The following is a 19983-nucleotide window of genomic DNA, read 5'->3' as shown; positions in this document are numbered from 1 at the left end:
GCGCGATCGGCTCACTCTTCGAGCGCGGCACGGCGCTCGTTTTCCGAATGCTTGCTGATGCCATGCGTGGTCTTCTCCCAATAGAACGGATTGTGGATCAACTGCCACAACCCCTTGTAGGCAGCGATCGACTGCAACGCCCAGTAGAACGGTACCGTCAGCGCGTACGGCGCCAGCTTGAAGTAGTCGCGCTTGAACGCAGCGACCAGCGTGATGTAGATGAAGAACGCATTGGCCAGCAGCAGATTGACCAGTGAGACAGCAGCCAACCACGGCGGGAAGAAGCGCTCGAACATCGTGGTGCCTGTGAGCATCCACACCGCGTACAACGCCCATAGCACCGGTACGCCCAAGGCAGTGAAGAAGCCGCCGCCGATGAAGAACTGAAAGCCCCAGAACCCCTTGAAGCCGGTACTGCGATACAGATGCACCGGGTCGCGCATGTGCACCAGCCAGGTCTGCATATAACCCTTGAGCCAGCGCGAACGCTGCCGGATCCAGTTGGGAATACTGACGTTGGCTTCTTCGAACGTGGTGGAATTGACCACGTTGACGCGGTAGCCGTTCTGGATCAGCCGCACGCCCAGATCGGCGTCTTCGGTGACGTTGTACGGGTCCCATGCGCGCACCTGGCGCAACACGTCCAGGCGAAAGTGATTGGAGGTGCCGCCCAACGGGATCGGAATGCGCAGGTATTCCAGCGCTGGCAGGTAGAAGTCGAACCAGAGGGTGTACTCCAGCGTGAACATCCGCGTCAGCCAGTTTTCGTCAGCGTTGTAGTAGTTCAGCCGCGCCTGGATGCACACCACATTCTTCTCGGCCTTGCGGAATGCCGCCACCACACGCTTGAGCTGATCCGGCTCGGGTTTGTCTTCGGCGTCGTAGATGGTGAGCAACTCACCGCGCGCAAAGTGCAGCGCGTAGTTGCAGGCCTTGGGCTTGGTCTTGGGCTGCGACGGCGGCACCCGGATGATTTCGAAGAAGGCTTCCAGGCCGAGTTTCTTGGCCGCTTCGATGGTGTCGAAATCGTCCGCTTCCAGCACCAGCTTCACATCCAGCTTGCTGATCGGGTAATCCAGCTTGCGCAGCGCGTTGGCCAGAATCGGCAGGACTTCCGGCTCCTTGTACATCGGCACCAGCACGGTATAGACCGGCAGGTCGTCGTCGTTTAATGCGGCCACTTCGTCTTCGGTGACCTTGATGTCGATGCGGTGGCGCGAGCCGAACCACACCAGCAGCAACTTCAAACCGAAGGTGGCCAGAAAGCCCAGCGCCACCAGCACATTGACGGTGATCAATGCAGGCACTGGGAATAGCACCAGCGTGACCAGCATGACCGCAGCCAATGCCCACAACACGAACTTCTGCCCGCGCGTGACCACCTGGCGTGCGGAATAGGTCGGCGCATGCGCGGCAAGCAGATTCAGCGCGTTGTCGGTGAGTTGCTCATCGGCGTAGCGCTGCAGGCTCCAGATGATGTCGAACTTGGCGGTGCCGACAAAGCGCACGTCTTCGCCGTAATGCGCACGCGCCCAGGCGAACAGCGCTGGATCCGGGTCGGCCACGGCCAGCACCAGCACGCCGTCTTCGCGCCGCCACGGCAACACCAAGCGTTGCGCGTAACTATCCAGATCGCCGGAAGTGAGCAGCGCAGGATCCGGTGACTGCTGCACCAGATCGATGAATTGCAGCCCGAAGTGCGCCGCAACGATGGCGTAGAACCGCTGCGCCGGCACACCGCGCTGGGCCAGAATCACATCGCCCAGGCGCGAGTTCCAGCGCTGCTGCAAGGCCAGCGCCGAGCGCAGCTGTTCGTCGGTGATGACGCCTGCCGAAACCAGCGCACGACCTAGCAAACCGCGCTCGCGGCCGATGTCCGGCGCGCGGCCCAGCGCTTCCATTTCGCAGGTGACCGTCATGTGGGGGGAGCCCTTAGAAACGCCACCAGGCGGCCACGAATGGCCCGCCTGCGGCACCGGTGTTGCGGCCCATCACCGGCTGCTGATAGCCCACCTGCCACTGGCTGCCGCCCGGCGCCGTGTACAGCGTGGACAGCTGCAGCTTGGTGAGATCGTAGTTGGTGCCGGTGGCGACGAAGCCAACGCCACCGGCGCTGCCGGCAACGTCGAAGTTGCCACGCCCGTTGCCCAACCCTTGAATTACGTTGAGTTCGCCCAACAGCAACCAGCTCGGCGCCAGGCTCAGACCTGTGGACGCGTCCACGCGCAGTTCGTCGGACGCAGCGCTCCCGCGCAGGCGGACAGCGCCACCTAGGGATGGTCTGATCAACGCGACCGGAAAACGAAGCAACCGCATCCGCCGCGCTGAGGGCGCTCAAATCGCCGATTTTTTGCCGGTTTCGGCACGTTTGCGGGGTGTTGCCTGGATTACAGGCACAGCTTCCCCGCAGCAGGCATTAACGCTTTGCGCGTCAGCCACAGATTCGATAGTGCAAACAGCGTCAGCACCTGTGCGGTGTTCTTCGCCAAACCGCGATAGCGCACCTTGACGTAACCAAACTGACGCTTGATCACCCGAAACGGGTGTTCCACCTTCGCACGCAGGCTGGCTTTGGTGTGCTCCCAGCGCTTGGCCAACTTCAGTTCGCGCTTATTCTTGATCTGCTTCAGCTTCGAGGGCTTCTCCGCGATCAGGTAGCGCAGCGTGCGCTTGCCCTTCATCTCATCGCGCTTGTCCAGCCCGGTGTAGCCGCTGTCGCCGCTCACAGTGTCTTCCTTGCCGTGCAGCAGCTTGTGCGCCTGCGTGATGTCCGCTGCGTTGGCCGCCGTGCATTCCACGTGGTGCACCAGGCCCGACTCATCGTCCACCCCGATGTGCGCCTTCATCCCGAAGAAGTACTGGTTGCCCTTCTTGGTCTGGTGCATGTCCGGATCGCGCTCGCCATCCTTGTTCTTGGTCGAACTTGGCGCCGCAATGATCGTGGCATCCACGATCGTCCCGCCCCGCAGACTCTGCCCTTTACGCGACAGGTGCGCGTTGACCCGGTTGAACAGCTTGCGCGCCAAATCATGCCGCTCCAGCAAATGCCGGAAGTTGAGAATCGTCGTTTCATCCGGCACCTCATCCAGCCCGCCGATCTTCGCAAAACGGCGCATCGACACCGTGTCGTACAGTGCTTCTTCCGCCGATGGATCGCTCAGTGCGTACCACTGCTGCAAAAAGTGGATGCGCAGCATCGTCTCCAGCCGATACGGCTGTCGCCCCGGCTGCCCCGACTTCGGGTAGTGCGGTTCGATCAGTGCCAGCAGATCCTTCCACGGCACGACCTGGTCCATCTCGGCCAAGAACACCTCACGCCGCGTCCGCTTGCGCTTGCCGTTGTACTCCGCATCGCCGAAGGTCAGTTGCATCGTCGTTGTCCCGTTGCGTCTGTGTGATTGTCGCAGGATCAAGGGGAGTTGTTCAGAGTTTCCCTAGATCGACGTAGCCGTTGTGGTCGCCAAGTGTGTAACCGCGGCCACGGCTATAACGCAGCTCAAGACCATAGTCGCCGAGGCCGAGCGCAGGGTCGGAATTGGCGGAAGGGTTGTTCGGGTGGTAGGTCTTGCTACGCCCATAAGCCGGGATGCTCACCAACGCCTGCAGGGAACTGCGCCAGACATCGTCCTGCGCGCTCGGCAGCGCATAGCGCAGGCCGATTTCCTGATCGGCAAAACCAGTCGTTGTGGTTTTCTGCCGGCCGTTGACGGCATCGTGGTTGCTGAAACCGACGTCGTTGAAATAGAAATTACCGATGAAGCTGAGCTTCTCGGTCAGACCATGCTCGACGTAGACGTTGAGCTGATCCTGCCGACTGCGGCCGTTGCCATCGAACTCTTGGCCGTCACCAAACGTTGTGCGGTGATGACCGTCGTCGAACCACCCACGGCCATCGCTATGCAACGCCTTGACGATCACCAACGTGTCGCCCTGCGGCTGGGTCCAGGCACCGGCCAGGGCGGTGCCCGGCAACGCGACCAGCAGGCAGCTCAGTGCAAGCGCCGATGCCACCGACGGCGCACGATGTTGCGTTGGATTGGGGTGACACGGCGAGGCAACCAAGCTGGACTGCAGCGGGTTAGCGCACCGCTGACGGCCCCGTAATTGCGGGTCGTTCTGTAAAGACATTGCACGATTCCTGACGGGGGAGCAGGGGGGGACAGGACGCTAGAGACTGATCACTGTTCGGGCGAAACCTATCACAGTTCCAATCCGCCACTCATCACCGATTTATCACAAATTTAACGCGTCTGAGGCGATTTCTGCTGTAACAACCGCGGCACCTGCGCAGCTGCATGGGTCCAGATCGCAAGCCACACGCCGAGCTGAGTGAATAGCCCGCGCTGGCTAGCTTCGAACTTGCGGAAATAGCGCCACAATCCACGATGTTTGTGCCATTCCACGAAAAATGGCCGCGCGCGGCTGGAGACGCCGCGCACATGCAGCACCTGCAGATCGTTAGCCACCGCCACCAGGGCGCCGGCCTGGCGGGCACGCCGGCACAGGTCCAGATCCTCGGCATGCAGCCGGTAACTGCCGTCCCAGCCGTCCAGCCGGTCGAACAGGCTGCGCTGCATCAGCATCAACGCGCCGGAAATCGCGTCCACCGGCTGCAAGGCCCGTGACGGGTCGGCCGGCACCGCCAGGCTGGCGGCGGCGCGCGGCGCGCGCAGCATCGCTGCAAAGTCCGGGTCGCGGCGGCGCACGGCCGCGTCCGGCCGCCCCTGCTCGTCCACCTGTTCAACCCCCAGCAGCACCGCCGGATGTCCCGCTGCGCGGTCGCATAGCTGCAACAAGGTGTCGCGTTCGACCATCAGGTCTGGGTTGATAAAGACCAGCCAGGGCGCCTGCGAGTCGCGCGCGCCCTGGTTGCAGGCGGTGGCGAAACCGGGGTTGTCGGGGTTGGCGATGAAATGCAGCCGTGCATCGGCCAGGGCATGGCGCTGCACCACTTCCAGGGTGTCGTCGCTGGAGGCGTTATCGACCACCCGGATCTCGCTGATGCCCTCGGCCGCGCGCAATCGCGACAGGCACGCATCGATGGTGCTGCTGCTCTGATAGGTGACGACGACGGCGGCGATCTGGACGGGAGTCATCCGGGCATTATCCAGCGCCGGAGCGGCGCAACGCCATCACGGGTTCGCTGCTGCACGCTGCGCGTCAGGCGCTGCCGCGGCCGCATTTGCATTGATGTCGGGAATGCGGGTAGACATTGCACCACGCTCCCGATTGCAAAGCAGTTACTCGCGCGAACACACCTTGCGACATAGCGCCATAGCGACCCATCCACGCAAGGCGCATACTGCGCGCCCGGAGCCGCCATGCGGTCTCCGTTCGCGACTTTTGCGCGACCAGCAAAACGACTGTGCAGCCACCAGGCGAGCGCGGGCGGCACTCGATGCATGTACACGCGTACATCCGCTTCAGCGCACACCGCCCGCACCCATCTGATCGCCAGCCGTTTTGCCATTCGCTTTTGGTGCACTCCACACCTGATTGTTGAGATGACGGTTAGCGACCTTTCGGTTTCGCGCTGCCTTTTCATGCATTGCGTTGCTGCCGCCTGATGGCGGATGCGATGCAACAACGGCCCGGCAGCGCCGTTCTTGTCCTTGGCGGCGCATGCGCCGCCTCAGCCGCTTCTCCTCCGATTACCTGGTCTATACCACTGGCTAACACCGCACGATCCCTGCTGCCGGGAGTCAGGCCATGAACGTGCCGCATCAGGTGCATGGCATGAGCCTGGAACTGGCATTGCCGGACTGGCCAGTACTGACCACCGATGAAATCCATCGCGTGCTGCAGCGGTTTGCGGCGGTGGGCCACCTCACTGCGGTGCGCTGGCATAGCGCGCGCCCGTTCTCGGCAGCGGCCTGCGTGGACACTGCAAGCGGCCCGGTCATCGTCAAACGCCACCACTGCAGTGTGCGCAGCGTAGCCGCGCTGCGCGAGGAACACAGCTTCATGGCCCATCTGCGCTGGGCCGGCGCGCCGGTGGTGGAGGTGCTGCACGACGCCCGGGGCCGCACTGCGCTGGCGCACGCCGATTGGGTGTACGAAGTGCAGCGGGTGGGTGCGGGGCACGACCTCTACCGCGATGCATTGTCATGGACACCGTTCTCCGATGTTGCGCATGCGCGGGCGGCCGGCGCCGCGTTGGCGCAACTGCATTGCGCGGCCCAGGGTTTCGATGCGCCGGCACGCTCCACCAGCGTGCTGGTCGCCAATCTGCGATTGTTTGCCCAGGCAGACCCCCTGCAGGCGTTGCACGATGCCTTGCCAACGCGGCCGCACCTTGCAGCAGCCCTTCAGGACCGCCCCTGGCCAGACGATCTGGCCACCCACCTGCTGCCCTGGCATGCGCAGGCGTGGCCGCTGCTGTCTACGCCAGGCGCGCTACCGCCGCTGTGGACCCACGGCGATTGGCATGCGTCCAACCTGCTGTGGGACACCACCGACGGAGCCACCCGCGTCAGCGCCATCTTCGATTTCGGATTGAGCGATTGCAGCAGCGCGCTATTCGATCTGGCCACCGCGATCGAACGCAACCTCATCCCCTGGTTGCGGCTGGACACCGGCGCACGCGCGCAGGCCGAGCTCGACCAGCTCGACGCGCTGCTGGAGGGCTACGCGCAGCATCGCCCACTGGACGCAAACCACTTGCACCGCCTGGCTGCGCTGCTGCCGATCGTTCATGCCGACTTCGCCTTGAGCGAAATGGAATATTTCGCCGGCATCACGCGTTCGCCCGCCAATGTCGATATCGCCTATCACCGCTATCTGCTCGGCCACGCGGACTGGTTCGCCAGCACCGATGGCCAGCACCTGCTCGCGCATCTGCACGCACGTGCGCGCCGGCTGCCGTGAGCACTTTCCTTTCTCTGTCGAGTCCTGCCCAATGTCCGTTGCCTTCCCCCTGCTGTCCCGCTGCCCGCTCGCGCTTGCACTGGCATTGTGCTGCGCCCCCGCACTGGCGCAGCAACAACCCGGCGCCGATGCGGTCGAACTGGACACGGTCAACGTGCGTGGCGAGCGCGCGCAGACCAGCACGGCATTGAGCGGATTTGGCGCCACCCGGCTGCTGGACGCCCCCGCCTCGATCGCGGTCATCGATCGTGCGCAATTGCTTGATCGCCAGGCACGCGTACTCAGCGAGGTCTTGCGCGCCGATGCCTCTGCCGGCGATGCGTATGCGCCGATCGGCTATTACGAAAACTTCGTGGTGCGCGGCTATTCGCTCAATGCCGCCAACAGTTACCGCATCAACGGCATGAGCGCGGTGGGCGAACAATCGATCGCACTGGAAAACAAACAGCAGGTGCAACTGCTCAAGGGCCTGGCCGGGCTGCAATCGGGCGTCAACGAACCGGCCGGACTGATCGACTACCGCACCAAGCGACCCGAGCACGTGCGCAGCGTCACCCTGGGCACCGACGAACAGGGCTCGCGCTATATCGCCGCCGATCTGGGCGACTGGTTCGGTGCCGAACGCACGCTGGGCTTACGCGTCAACGCCGCACGCGAAGACATCGACAGCTATGTCGATCACGCCGACGGCTACCGCAATTTCCTGTCGCTGGCCGGCGACTGGAAGATCACCCCGCAGGCGCTGTTGCAGCTGGACGTGGAGTATCAGCACCGGCAACAGCGCTCGGTGCCCGGCTATCAACTGCTGGGCGGCACGCAGGTACCGCGCGATATCGATGTGCACCGCCTGCTCGGCTACCAGCCGTGGGCGCGGCCGGTGGAAATGGATGCGCTCAACGCGCAGCTGCGTTACGCCTACCAGTTCAACGACGACTGGCGCGCCACCGCCGAAGCATCGCGCAGTCGCTCGAAGATCAACGATTTCTCTGCATTCGCCTGGGGCTGTTATGGCGCGGCAAGTTGCGCCGACATCGCCACGCCGAACTTCTTCAGCGCGCAGGGCGAATACGACATCTACGATTACCGCAGCCCCGACGACACCCGCATACACGATCAGCTGCGTGCCACGCTCGAAGGCCACGTCGCGACCGGCGCGCTGGAGCAACACCTGAGCATGGGCGGCGAGTGGCTGCGCCGCACCATCGACCGTTTTGGTTCGGTCAACGAATTCGTCGGCAGCGGCAGCATCGATCGCGACCCGGAGGTATTTGCGCAGACCGATGTTGCGCTGGACCCCAAGCAGCGCCGTCTGGACAGCCGCCAACGCGCGCTGGTCATGGCCGACCGGATCGGCCTGGGCGCGCAGTGGGAACTGTCGCTTGGCGCGCGCTACGTGCAGCTGGACGAACGCAGCTTCGATCGCGACGGCCTGCTGGAGCGACGCACGCGCAAAGACACGGTACTGCCGCAGGCGGCGCTGCTGTTCAAACCGCAGCAGAACATGTCGCTGTATGCCAGCTACGCCAAGAGCCTGGCGGCCGGCGGCACGGCGCCGTGGTTTGCCGACAACGCCGACCAGATCCTGCCGCCCACCAATGCGTACCAACTGGAAACCGGCGCAAAGATCGACCTGCAGGGCCTGCGCCTGGGCGCAGCGCTGTTCGACATCCGTCAGGCCTACCAGTTCACCCAACCGCAGGCCGATGATGGACTGCTGTTCGTGCAGCAGGGCCGCCTGCATAACCGCGGCCTGGAGCTGTCTGCTGACGGCGCAGCGACACAGCAACTACGCCTATTCGCTAGCATTGCGGCAATCCGCGCGCACGCGGAAGACACCGACATTGCTGACTACGAAGGCCACCAGGCCATCAACGTGCCCAAGCTGCGCGCCAGTCTGCAGGCCGATTACAGCGCACCCGGCGTCGATGGATTGACGTTGTTGGCCGGTATGCAGTACAGCGGGCGCAAGCTCGCCGACCGCCTGGGCAACGCCAGCGTGCCGGCTTACACCGTGGCAAATCTCGGTGCGCGCTACGCCACGGCACTGGGCGGTCTGGCGACCACCTGGCGCCTGAACGTGGACAACGTGTTCGACAAGCGCTACTGGCGCGATTCCGGCGAGTACCAGGGCGATGCATATCTATTCCCAGGTGCACCGCGCACTGCGCGTCTGACGGTGCAGGTGGATTTCTGACCTGCCATGGCATGCACTCGCTACGTGCCTTCCATGAATGCGCGGGAAGGACGCGGAAGTGATGCACGGTTTGGCAGCATTGACCGCCGACACATCTGCAAGTTGCCGTGATCAGCGCCTGGTCGCGGGCCTTGCTGGCATGTTGCGCACCGCGCGTTTGCTGCACGCATCGTCCGAGTTCGAAGAACAGCGACCAGCGCCTGGCGAGCAGTCCTCACGTGGGGATGAACGGCGCTGCGGAACCAACGTTTTTGCGAGGTACACGCCGCACCGGGCACTGGCTGCACCTGCATGGCGACCGGGCAGGCGTTTTGTTAGGCACTCCCGGTTGTCTTACGCATCTCCGCCGTAGTCCACACCGCACCAGGAACCGCATGTCGCTGCTCGAATCCATCGCCGTCGTGATCAACCTGCTGGGCGTGTGGCTCACCGCGCGGCGCATTCGCTGGTGCTGGCCGGTGGGCATCGTGGCGGCGGCGTTGTACGCGTGGCTGTTCTATGAGTGGAAGCTGTACTCGGACATGCTGCTGCAAGGGGTCTATGTGCTGACTCAACTCTACGGATGGTGGCACTGGCAACGCGGAACCCCTGCAGACACACGCATTCGCCCGCTGCCGATGCCATCCGCGGAACTCTGGTTCTCGCTGGGCATCGGCGCGGCGTTCGCTGCGGCGCTCGGCGCCTACATGCATTATCGCACCGATGCGGCGCTGCCGTGGCTGGACGCGGCGCTGGCCAGTTTCAGCCTGGTGGCCAGCGTGTGGGCAGCACGCAAGCGCATCGCCAATTGGGTATTGTGGATCGTGCTGGACTGCGTCTATGTCGGCGTCTTCCTCAGCAAGGAGCTGTATCCCACTGCCGCGCTCTACGCCGGCTTCGTGGCGCTTGCGGTGTACGGCTGGCACAGCTGGAAACCCCAACAGAACCCGAACCTGGCCAGCGCACGCTGAGCCAGGCGCGGTTTACGCGCACTTTCTTCTTTACCATCGCAACATGCACGCCTTTCACCTGTTTGCCTTGCGTATATCCCGCGCCCTCCATCAACGATTCGGCGTATGAGCGTCTCGCGCCAGCACACCATCACCGAAGCGATCTCCGCGCAGATTGCAGCCGGCGAATGGGGCCCGGATCAACGCTTGCCGGTGGAACGCGCATTGGCCGCGCGGTTCGCCTGCACTCGCATTACCCTGCGTGAAGCTTTGCAGCAACTTGAAGCCGAAGGCCGCATCTACCGCGAGAACCGGCGCGGCTGGTTCGTGAGTGCGCCGCGCGTGCGCTACGACCCCACCAGCATCGCGGGTTTCATGCAGTACGTGACAGCGCAAGGGCGCAAGCCGCGCACAGAATTATTGAGCGCCACTCGGCAGAGAGCGGGCGCGTACTACGCTGCGGCATTGCGACTGGACAGCCAGTACGACGAGGTCTTCGTGGTGCAACGCCGGCGTTGGATCGATCGCCGCGCCGTGCTGCTGGAAACCAATGTGGTGCTCGCGGACTGGGCGCCGGGCCTGCTCGAACACGATCTGGCCGGATCGCTCTCGACTGTGTTCAACCAGCGACTCGGCCTGTTTCTGAGCAACGCGCAGCTGTCGATGCACCCGACCGGTTTGGATGCAGCACAGGCGATGCTGCTGCAATCCACTCCCGGTACGCCATGCTTCCGGCTGCAGCGGATCAGCTTTGCCGAAGACGGCCGCGCGGTGGAACTGGATATCGAGTCCTGGCGTCACGATGCACTGGATGTGGTGGTGCGTACGGAGGCACAGACGCGATCGGCGCTGTAGCGCCGGGAATCGGGAATCGGGAATCGGGAATCGGGAATCGGGAATCGGGAATCGATTAAGAGCATGCCTCGCCGTCATCGTTGTTGCGGGTGCGGCGCTTTACTGCAGCCTCAACGTAAATGACAACACAGCACGAGCTATCTACATGGATGCGGCGTGGCACACTCGCTGCAGAGCGCACTGGTGAGACGTGCAGTGCCTGGCAGTGGCTGCAAACGGCTGCCGACTGCGTGGTGCGTTTGTCAGTCGCTTGACCAACTGCATCACTGCGTTGATCCGAGGCCGCTGCGGGGCACGGTCGCGAGACGAGGAAGAGCGACTAACCACATGCCGTGGCGGGCAGCCGTCAGGTGGTCGTAGACGGCGCACAGGAAACCGCAGTGGACGAGTTGTGTACGCCGCACCAGGCACCGGCCGCAAACGTCTGGCGTGAGCGCCATTGTTTTGTTAGCTGCTCAACGCGTCAAACAACGTGCGTTGCGGGTCCGGTGGTGGCAAGTCGGCTAGGAGTTGAGCCAACTGATCACGCTGCGCGCGCAGCGGGTCGTGCATCAGGAAGCTGGCCAGACGCGCGTGCCAGGCCGGCCAGCGGGTGGCCAGGGCATCCATGTCGCCGTCGACCGGTCGGCCCTCGCGTGGCGAGGCGACGAAGGCGGTGTCGCACAAGACGTTGCGCCAGCCCAGCCCGCCCATGCGCAGGCTGAGGTCCACCAGCGCGGCGTACCACGAGCCGTAACTGCTGGCGTCCAGGCCACCGGCCTTGCGCCGCGCCGTTCCGCGCAGCAGCACCGCGTGCCCGATCGCCGACGGCAGTTCCGGGTACAGCGGCGGCATCGCGGCACAGGCAGCTGCAAGCCGCTCGGTTGCATCCGGCATGGGGTTGAGTTCGCCCAGCCGCGGCCAGCTGCAGGCTTCGCCCACATTGCTCCATGGCGTGGCGGTGGCAATCGCAGCGTCGCGTGCGAAACATGCGGTCAGTTGCTGCAACCACCCAGGCAACGGGCGGGCATCCACTCCGAGCACCACCACGTCGGCATCGCCGCAAGCGCTGAGCATTTCGTCCAGATGCGCGACCTCGCCAAGCATGCGCTGGCGACGGGTGTGATGCGTCTGCAAGTGCGTTCGCACCAGCCAATGCTCGATCACTGCGCGCCCACGCGGCCCAGCTTGCGCATCATCGGCCAACCAAACTCGCGTACCTGGGGGCGTGGCAGCATCCAGCGCACCCAGACATGCATCCAACGCCTCATCGTCGGTGCCGACCGGCACCAGCACGACGGGCAGTGCCGCACTCATTGCGGCTTCTGGCTGGGCTTCAGCGGCTCCATGGCCTTGAATTTCTGGCCGTATTCGTCGGTGAGATTGCGCGCTTCCTGCGGGTTACGCACGATCGAGGGAGTGATCAGCACGATGACTTCGCGGCGGGTGTTGTCCCTGGTCTTCTGACCAAACAAGGCACCGACAACCGGCAGCTTGCTCAGGAACGGGACGCCAGCGCTACCGTCGGATGTACTGTCATCAATCAGGCCGGCCAGCATCATGGTGTCGCCGCTCTGGACCGCAGCTTCGGTTTTGACCCGGCGCGTATTGATATCGACGTTGCAGGCAGCGCTATTGACGGTTGTGGTGGTCGCAGCCGTACACGCGGCAGGACGCGCACCAGGTGTACTGACTTCCTGCACGATATCCAGGAACACCATGCCGTCCTTGGTGACGCGCGGACGCACTTTCAAAATCACACCGGTGTCGATGTACTGCACCGAAGAGAAACTGCTATCGCTTCCCAAGCCGGTGTTAATCGAGGTGGAGTTGATCGGAATGCGCGAACCTACGTTGAGTGTGGCTTCGGCGTTGTTACGCACAAACACAGACGGTGTCTGCAGCAAGCGCACATTAGTGACTCGATCCAGTGCGTTGATAACAGCGGCGGCGTTCTTACCGAGGAAGGTCCAACCAACACCGTTACCAGTAACGCTACCAGCAATGTCGCCCCAGATATTGCGGCCCGCAGCCGATGGCAAGGCAGGTCCGCCACTGCCATCGGCATTGAACGGTGTTGTAACCGCATTTTCGAAGTACCAGTTAACGCCGTAGCTCAGCTCGCCGGTCAGATTGACCTCCGCAATCTGCGCTTCGATATGCACCTGCATCGGCATCACGTCGAGCTTCTCGATGACGTCGCGGATCGAGCTCCAGGCCTGCGGCGTGGAACGCACCAGCAAGGTATTGGTCTCGGCCACCGCGGAGACGCCGACCTTGTCGCCGGACACGTCCAGCGTCACCGCGCCGTTGCCATTGCTGCGCGGGGAAAGCTGCAAGGTGCCATTGCCCAGACCGCCGCTGCTGCCACTGCTGCCACCGAACCCACTGCCGCTGCCAAAGCCGCTCCCCGAACTGCCCGAGCCGCTGCTGTCGGTGGAGTCGCTCGAGAGATTACCCATGTTGGCATCGCGATTGCCCATGCCACCGATGATGACACTATCCGACCCCGGCGCCAGCGACGCATTGGAATCGCCACCGTTGCTGTGGCCGCCGAACACTTCCGAAAGACGGTCAGCCAGGTCCTTGGCCTTGATGTACTTCAACTCATACGAGAACAGCCGCACGCCGCCGCCGGCACTGTCGATGCGGTCCAGCCACTGCTGGATTTGATCCAGATAGCGCGGCTGCGGGGTGATCACCAACACCGCATTGGCGTTTTCCAGCGGCATGAAACGGAACATGCCGGCACTGGGCGTCTTGCTCTGCTCGCCGAAGACTTTTTCCAGATCGGCAGAGACTTTTTCGGCCTTGCCGGACTGGATCGGAAACACGCCCACCGACATGCCCGACAACCAGTCCACGTCGAAGATCTGCACGGTGCGCAGGTAGTTTTCCAGTTCGGCGCGGGTGCCGCCCAGGGTGATCACGTTGCGCGCCGGGTCGGTGCCGACGATCGTATTCGGGCGTGCGTACGGCTCCAGCACCTTCTTCATTTCGCTGGCGGAAATGAACTTCAACGGCACCACGCGCACTTCGAAACCGCGTGCGGCCGACGGCGATGCGGTGCTGGGCGCAACGGTGCCGGCCAACGCCTGGTCGGCCGGCACGATGTTGTAGCGGCCACCGCTGAACACCATGCGGGCATTGTTCCAGCCCAGCACCATCTCCAGCAGGTTCAAGGCCTGCGCCGGAGAGACCGGATTGGGCGTGGCCAAGGTCACGGTGCCCTGCACGCCGGGCGCGATGACGTAGTTCTGACCGAGCATGTCGCCCAGGATGGCCTTGACCACCGCCTGCACCGATTCGCCTTCGAAATTGAAGGTGGCGCTGCCGCTGCTGGCCATGCCCAGCGTGGGCGCCGGCGCGGATGCAGCGCTCTGGTTGATCATGGTGCCGCTGCCGCGCCGGATCACCGGGCTGGGCTTGGCGATCACGCTGCCGTCGGCACTCTGCTCGGCGGTGGTCTGGGTGGCGCCGGCAGCGCCGACTTTCGGATCCAGGCGCGCATCGCGGCGCACGTCCGGCGGCGGAGTGGTGGCGCAACCGGCCAGCAGGCCAATTAACAGGGACACGGGGAACAGGCGCGGCGTCATGCGTTCACTCATTGGGTCTGACCGGGGGTAGAGCCGCTCTGGCGCTGCTGTTGCAGCTGGCGGCGTCGGGCTTCGATGCGTTCGCGGATGGCACGCATCTGATCGTCGGAGGGGCGTGGGGCTTCCTGTGCGCCATCGCTGCGCTGCGGCGGCACCGTCGGCGGCGCCTGTCCGCCAGGCTGTTGCACAGGCGTCACGGGTTGCGGTTGTTGTTGCGGCGGCTGCGGCGCGGCAACCGCGGCAGCGTCGGGAGACTGTACCGGCGGGGTCGCGGCGGCTGCACCACGTGCGGCGGCATTGGCGGTGGGCGGCTGCCCGCCCTTGCCGTTGAATACGTGCAATTCCAGCGTTTGTGTGCCGCCGGGGCCTTCGATGGTTGCGCTACGCGGCTGCAGGGCGAGCAGGCGCCAGCCCTTGACCGCATCGCCGCCCAGTTGCACGCGTACCGAATCCTGCGGGTCCAGGGTCAAGGTCGCCATTTTGAAGGTATCGGTCAGCAGTACGCCGGTCAGGCGCACCGTGGAGGCAGCGCTGCTGCCGTCGTTGCCGGACAGGAAGAACGGATGCGGCAGGCGGTCTTCGGCGAATGCGGGATGCGCAGCAATTTCAGAATATTTCTCGAACGCACCCAGGCGCTCCGGTGCCGGTGCAGGCAAGGTGGGCAGCCGCTGCACCAGTGCCGGGTCGTCGGGCAGCAGCTCGACGCGCTTGCCCAGGCCGGCAACGGCCAGCACGCACACCAGCAGCGCCCACCCGACCACGGTGGCCAGCAACCAGGTGCGCAGGCCGATCATGTCAAGGCGCATTGCTGGCCTCCGCGGCGTCGGGGGCGGCAGGTGCGGCCTCGTTATTCAGCGGTGCGGCGCTGGCGCCCGGGCGCAGATAACCGGCCAATTCGAAGGCGATATCCAGACCGTTGCCGCTTTCGTTCGGCGAGAGTTGGTAGCGCTGCGCCATCACGTTGAGGTTGTCTACGAACAGCCGCGGCGTGCCGTTTTCCAGGCTGTACAGCACCGAAGCCAGTTCCGGCGTGCCGCAGCGCAAACGTACCTGCACCGCCACGCGGGTGAAGCGGTTCTTGCTCTCCGGCTGCAGCGGTGAGCGGTTGCTGATGGCGCAGCTGCGGTTGCCGGGGCTGGCCTCCACCACCGCGCGTTCCAGCCGCTGCACGAGCCCGGCGGAGGCGAGTTCGGCCGAGGTTTCCGGCAAGAACCCCGGGCGGCTTTCCAGTGTCTGACGCGCCTGCCGCAGCCGTTTACTGACTTCCGGTGCCTGCTGCAATTGCACGCGCACGCGCAGCTCGCGCTCGCGCAGCGCTTGCAAGTCGTCCTGCACCGCGATCATCGGTTGGGTAAACCACGGATGCACCAACACCAGGTAGGCCACGCCGATCACCAGCAACAGCAGGCCCAAAGCGATCCAGCGGTCGCGCTTAACGCTGCGTGGCATCGGCCGCCTCCTTCGCATCGGGGCCGGCAAGCTCGGCGGTGATGGTGAAGCGGTCGACATTGCGCCCGGCATCGCTCTGCAGCACGCCGGTCAGCGACGGCTTGCGCCACAGCGGCGAGCCTTCCAGACGACGCACCAGCGAAGAGGCTTCGTTGCTCAATCCGATCAACTGCAGTTGCCCGCCTTCGACCGAGAATTTTTCCAGATAGGTACTACCGGGCAGGCGCCGACTCAGTTCGTCCCAGATCTCAACCGAGGTCGGGCGGGTGGCGCGTTGCTGCTGGAAGAACCGTGCGCCTTCAACCAGATCCATCAGTTGCTGCCGTTCGGCAGCGACCTGGCGCGCGCGCGCCGCGTTGGCCTGCACCTTGGCGCGCAGATCGTCGGCAGCCTGGCGGCGATTGTCGAGCAGCAGCCAGCCGGCCACCGCCAGCAACACCAGCGCTGAGGCGGCGAGCAACAGATTCCAGCGCTGCATCGGGTCGCTGCGGCGCAGGCGGCGCGCCGGCGGCAGCAGATTCACGCCCAGCGGCGACCCGTTGGCGTCGGCAACATCAATCCCCGACAGCGCGCTGTTCCATACGTCCGGCACACCGGCCGGGCCATCGATCATGCGCCGCGGCACCACCACCAATTCGGCATCGAGCTGGCCATCTTCGCGCACGTCGAGCACACGTGCATCGACATACACCTGGTCGGCGGTGAACGGGGTTTGCCGATCGATCTCGAATCGCGCCACATCCTGCAACCGCGCCGCCGCCGCTGCAGGCAGGCGCAACGGCCGGCGCAGCGCGTGCGCGGCCGGCAACAGCCAATACCGGGGCAGGCCTTCCAGCGCGGTCGGCAGCAAGTTATTCACTTCCTGCGGATGGACCGGCCACGGCAGGCTGGCGACGCTGTCGCAGCTATGGTCGCGCTGGCGCAGCAATTGCAGCGTGTCGCCGTCCTGTTGCAACAACAGGCGCGCCTGCGACAGACCCAACTGCCACTGCCACCGCTGCGGCAGCCAGGCCAGCAGCGACTGTTGCCACCAACGCCAGAAGCCTCCGGCTCCCGGCATGGCGCGTACGCCTATACGACCCAAGGTATCCCGCCATGCGGTCATTGCACTACTGCTCCCTCTTCCCAACGCAACACGGTATAGGCCGACCCTGGTAATGCAGACGCGCTGGTCGACACCACCGCCCGCAACACGGCGTCGCGTCCCTGACTCAGTCGCGCCCGGCTCTCGATACTATAAGTGCCCGAGCCACCCACCGTCGCCTCGCTGCCGGGCAAACCCAGCGGCGCGTCACGTTGGGCCAGCAGTTGCTGCGCATCCAGCCCCATCGCGGTAAGCACCGGAGCGGGCGCAAACCGCGCTTCAGGCCGCGAACGACCGCTGTACAGCGTGACGTTGGGCAATAGCTTGCGATACAGCTCGCCATCGATACCCAGCACCAAGCGCAGTTCGCCCAGCGTTTCAAACGGGCTGTCTTTTGCGCCATACGGCAACCCGGCATCGGCGTAATCGCGATCTTCCGCGCCACCACCCGGCTGGCTCAATGAATCGGTATCGCGCCAATCGACGATGGCACCGGCGATGCGCGTGGCACTGGCCTGGTCGCCGCCTACCGCACGCACCAGACCAGCCAGCAAGCTGGGCTCGGCCATGTTCAGATCCACCTTGCCGCTTTCATCGGTGATACGAATCTCCACGCTGGCATCGTCCATCTGCCAGCGATAGCGCCGGCCGTCTGCGCGCCAGCGTGCCTGGGTGTCGGCATCTTGCAAGCGAAATAATGCGTATTCCAGGCCAGCGCGCGCGTATTCCTGCGCCTGCGCGCCGTTGCGCAACATGCTGCCCTGCAGTGCCTCCACGCGTGCGGTGAGCGCAAACGCGCCGATCATCGCGGTAAGCAACGCGATCAACCACAACACCAACACCAGCGCGGCACCGCGCGCGCGGCTCATTGACCTGAGCCCGGGTTGCTGGATTGCGGCAATGCCACCACCATCGGCGGCCATGCGGCATCGTCACTGCGGATGTCGATGCGCACTATCAGCGGCAGGCGGTCGTGCCATTCCCACTGCGGCAACCACGCGCTCAGGCGGCCGGTCTGCGGATCCATGCCGCGATAACGAAAACTCACCTGCTGCACGCCTTCGGCAAGCTTTTCCGGCGGCAGCGGGGTGCTCTCTTCAATCGACGTGCCCGATTGCAGCATGGTCAGCGCAATGAGCAGGTTGCTTTGATCGCCATCGCCGGCCACCGACAGATCGTGCAGATACGGCCCACCACGGCCAAGGTAATCCGGCACATCCGCGGCAAAGCGCAGGCGTTGCGGCTCGCCGATAAACAGGATCGGCTGCTGGCTTTGCGTATCGATGCCCATGGCGATCGGCAGTGCTGCGGCCAAGCGCCGCCGCAGGAATTCTTCCACTGCACGCACGCGCTCGCTGCGTTGTGCGATCGCCTCGCCGCGCTGACTCACCGCACTGGCCGAGCGCAACGTGGCAAACGCCAACGCCAGCCCGCCGACCAGCAACATCGTGGCCAGCAACACTTCGATCAACGTAAAGCCCGCGCTGCGCGAACGGCTCATGGCGGGCTGCCCTGCGCGTTGGCCGCCACCAGCCGCAACGTGCGCCATTGCAGCATCTGGTTGGGCTGCTCACCCCAGCGCACCACCAAGGTCAGCTGCAGCAGACGGTGCGCACCGGGCGACATTGGCGCCTGCGGGTTGCGCCGCGGTTCGTCGTAGGGGCGCACATCCATCGACCAGCGAAAGTGGCCATTCTCGAAGGTGCCTTGTTGCTGCTCGGGCTCCAGCGGCTTTTCGACACCTTGCACGGCCAGCAGCGATTGCGCGTGCAAGGTGGCGCGCGTGCTTTCATCGGCGGCGCGCACCTGGCGTGCGGCGCCGGACAACGATCCCAGCAACAAGCTCAATGCCAGCGCCAGCAACGCAAAGGCGACGATCACTTCGATCAAGGTGTAACCACGCTGACGCTTCATGGCGATGGCGTCCGCAATGGACCCGAACGCACCTCGCCGGTGATCCAGCCCACGTCCACACGCCATCTGGCGTCCTTGACCTGCAGATCGATGCGCCCGCCGGTGGAGGCACCATCCGGAAAGAACTGGATCGCGCCCTGATCCTGCCGCGATTGCACTTGGCGCGCGCCGGTGAAGCGCACTTCCAGCGACGGCGGCAGATCACCGTGGTGGCCGCCGGGTGCTTCCCAGCGACGCTGCTGCGGGTCGATCAAAAACCGCTGCGGCGTGCCGGTGGCAATCGCCTGCGTGCGCGTATAGCGCAGCTGCGAAGCGATCGCCTTGCCGGCGGTGCGCAGGCGCATGCCGTCGATGCCGCCATTCAATGCCGCGGCGGCGAGCACGCCGGCCATTGCGATCAACGCGATGACCAGCAGCATCTCCAGCAACGAGGTGCCACGCGTGCGTGCCCGACCAGGGCCGACCACTCCATGCGGATGACGCAACGGCTGACACGCAACGCGCATGGCGAATGCTTATTGGTACTTGATGTCCGCGTCGTAACTGCTACCGCCGGGCTTGCCGTCCTTGCCCAGGCTCATCAGATCGAACGGCTGACCGTCGCCGGGCACGCGGTATTCGATGGTGTGGCCCCACGGGTCGTTGAGTTCGGCCGGCTTGGCGTACGGACCCAACCAACCACTGCTGTCGCCGGGCTGGGTGACCAGGTCATCCAGCTTGCTCGGTAGCTTGCCGGTGTCGAGCTGAAAATTCTCGATCTTGCCGGCCAGCGTCTGGATCTGCGACTTGGCCAGGTTGGCCTTGCCGCGATCGGCGCCGCCGAGCACGCGGCTGCCGACCAGCGTGAGCACCGCACCGATCAGCACGATGACGATGATGATTTCCAGCAAGCTCATGCCGGCCTGGCCTGCGCGCGACGGACTGCGGGTGATGGAACGCTTGATCATGAACGATTTCCTTGCACGTCGATGAAAGATGCTGCCGCCAACAAATGACACGGCGGGCATTGCAATGGTTCCCGCATGGCTGTCGTGCGGTCACCGGAACGGTGTTGTGAATACGCTGCCCAGTCAACACCGCTGGAACAGCGCTGCGCGAGCGTAGCCGTTGGGCGTA

17 protein-coding genes and 2 pseudogenes are annotated in these 19983 nt (G+C 64.5%); 4 read left to right on the top strand and 15 right to left on the bottom strand.

The window, feature by feature from the left end:
- Positions 1-11: 11 nt before the first annotated feature.
- The 5 genes and pseudogenes from KWO_RS03995 to KWO_RS03975 all read right to left on the bottom strand — a co-directional run bounded on the left by KWO_RS03995 (position 12) and on the right by KWO_RS03975 (position 5096).
- Complete coding sequence (locus KWO_RS03995) at positions 12-1919, bottom strand: glycosyltransferase family 2 protein (protein WP_010381878.1); 1908 nt, start codon at positions 1917-1919, stop codon at positions 12-14.
- A gap of 13 nt (positions 1920-1932) precedes the next feature.
- Positions 1933-2274, bottom strand: a pseudogene (locus KWO_RS03990) (hypothetical protein); the annotation flags it as partial.
- Positions 2275-2387: 113 nt separating this feature from the next.
- A complete protein-coding gene (locus KWO_RS03985; RefSeq protein ID WP_017113471.1) occupies positions 2388-3371 on the bottom strand; it encodes an IS5 family transposase in 984 nt (327 codons plus the stop codon).
- A 61-nt stretch (positions 3372-3432) separates the two neighbouring features.
- Positions 3433-4128, bottom strand: a pseudogene (locus tag KWO_RS03980) (hypothetical protein); the annotation flags it as partial.
- Between the two features lie 113 nt (positions 4129-4241).
- Positions 4242-5096 (bottom strand): glycosyltransferase family 2 protein, encoded by an 855-nt coding sequence (locus KWO_RS03975; RefSeq protein ID WP_017113267.1) that lies wholly within the window; start codon positions 5094-5096, stop codon positions 4242-4244.
- Between the two features lie 613 nt (positions 5097-5709).
- Between KWO_RS03975 and KWO_RS03965 the strand changes: the two genes are divergently transcribed.
- From KWO_RS03965 to KWO_RS03950, 4 genes are all read left to right on the top strand, one after another.
- Positions 5710-6867: a phosphotransferase enzyme family protein gene (locus tag KWO_RS03965; RefSeq protein WP_010378114.1), complete on the top strand. Its 1158-nt coding sequence runs from the start codon at positions 5710-5712 to the stop codon at positions 6865-6867.
- 31 nt (positions 6868-6898) lie between these two features.
- The gene (locus tag KWO_RS03960; RefSeq protein ID WP_010378112.1) at positions 6899-9061 is read left to right on the top strand and encodes a TonB-dependent receptor; all 2163 of its coding nucleotides are present in this window, start codon (positions 6899-6901) and stop codon (positions 9059-9061) included.
- Positions 9062-9435: 374 nt separating this feature from the next.
- Complete coding sequence (gene pnuC, locus KWO_RS03955) at positions 9436-10011, top strand: nicotinamide riboside transporter PnuC (RefSeq protein ID WP_010378110.1); 576 nt, start codon at positions 9436-9438, stop codon at positions 10009-10011.
- Positions 10012-10116: 105 nt separating this feature from the next.
- Complete coding sequence (locus KWO_RS03950) at positions 10117-10845, top strand: UTRA domain-containing protein (RefSeq protein ID WP_010367757.1); 729 nt, start codon at positions 10117-10119, stop codon at positions 10843-10845.
- 447 nt (positions 10846-11292) lie between these two features.
- Here the strand turns inward: KWO_RS03950 and KWO_RS03945 are convergent, their stop codons facing one another.
- Genes KWO_RS03945 through gspG form a run of 10 tightly spaced genes read right to left on the bottom strand, consistent with a single transcriptional unit; the run spans position 11293 to position 19814 of the window.
- The gene (locus KWO_RS03945; protein WP_010378108.1) at positions 11293-12141 is read right to left on the bottom strand and encodes a glycosyltransferase family 2 protein; all 849 of its coding nucleotides are present in this window, start codon (positions 12139-12141) and stop codon (positions 11293-11295) included.
- Entirely contained in the window at positions 12138-14432 is a 2295-nt protein-coding gene (gene gspD / locus KWO_RS03940; protein ID WP_017113741.1) for a type II secretion system secretin GspD, read from the bottom strand. The genes KWO_RS03945 and gspD overlap by 4 nt, the downstream gene beginning before the upstream one ends.
- Positions 14429-15226 carry a type II secretion system protein XpsN gene (gene xpsN, locus KWO_RS03935; protein WP_010367764.1) on the bottom strand — a complete coding sequence of 266 codons (798 nt, stop codon included), beginning with the start codon at positions 15224-15226 and terminating at the stop codon, positions 14429-14431. Before xpsN ends, gspD begins: the two co-directional genes overlap by 4 nt.
- Positions 15216-15869, bottom strand: coding sequence for a type II secretion system protein GspM (gspM, locus tag KWO_RS03930; protein ID WP_010367766.1), 654 nt, complete (start codon positions 15867-15869; stop codon positions 15216-15218). Before gspM ends, xpsN begins: the two co-directional genes overlap by 11 nt.
- Entirely contained in the window at positions 15853-16974 is a 1122-nt protein-coding gene (locus tag KWO_RS03925; protein WP_017113742.1) for a PilN domain-containing protein, read from the bottom strand. Before KWO_RS03925 ends, gspM begins: the two co-directional genes overlap by 17 nt.
- Entirely contained in the window at positions 16971-17822 is an 852-nt protein-coding gene (locus KWO_RS03920; RefSeq protein ID WP_010367770.1) for a type II secretion system minor pseudopilin, read from the bottom strand. The genes KWO_RS03925 and KWO_RS03920 overlap by 4 nt, the downstream gene beginning before the upstream one ends.
- The gene (locus KWO_RS03915) at positions 17819-18454 is read right to left on the bottom strand and encodes a type II secretion system protein J (protein WP_010367772.1); all 636 of its coding nucleotides are present in this window, start codon (positions 18452-18454) and stop codon (positions 17819-17821) included. The genes KWO_RS03920 and KWO_RS03915 overlap by 4 nt, the downstream gene beginning before the upstream one ends.
- On the bottom strand, positions 18451-18867 hold the full coding sequence (gene xpsI / locus KWO_RS03910) for a type II secretion system protein XpsI (RefSeq protein ID WP_010378097.1): 417 nt from the start codon (positions 18865-18867) through the stop codon (positions 18451-18453). The genes KWO_RS03915 and xpsI overlap by 4 nt, the downstream gene beginning before the upstream one ends.
- The gene (xpsH, locus tag KWO_RS03905) at positions 18864-19373 is read right to left on the bottom strand and encodes a type II secretion system protein XpsH (RefSeq protein ID WP_010367776.1); all 510 of its coding nucleotides are present in this window, start codon (positions 19371-19373) and stop codon (positions 18864-18866) included. The genes xpsI and xpsH overlap by 4 nt, the downstream gene beginning before the upstream one ends.
- Before the next feature lie 9 nt (positions 19374-19382).
- On the bottom strand, positions 19383-19814 hold the full coding sequence (gspG, locus tag KWO_RS03900) for a type II secretion system major pseudopilin GspG (protein WP_010367778.1): 432 nt from the start codon (positions 19812-19814) through the stop codon (positions 19383-19385).
- Positions 19815-19983 lie beyond the last annotated feature (169 nt).

The organism is Xanthomonas vasicola pv. musacearum NCPPB 4379 (assembly GCF_000277895.2).
GTDB lineage: Bacteria > Pseudomonadota > Gammaproteobacteria > Xanthomonadales > Xanthomonadaceae > Xanthomonas > Xanthomonas vasicola.
The sequence above is the reverse complement of the archived record's forward strand: the minus strand, read 5'-3'. Positions and strand labels throughout refer to the sequence as shown.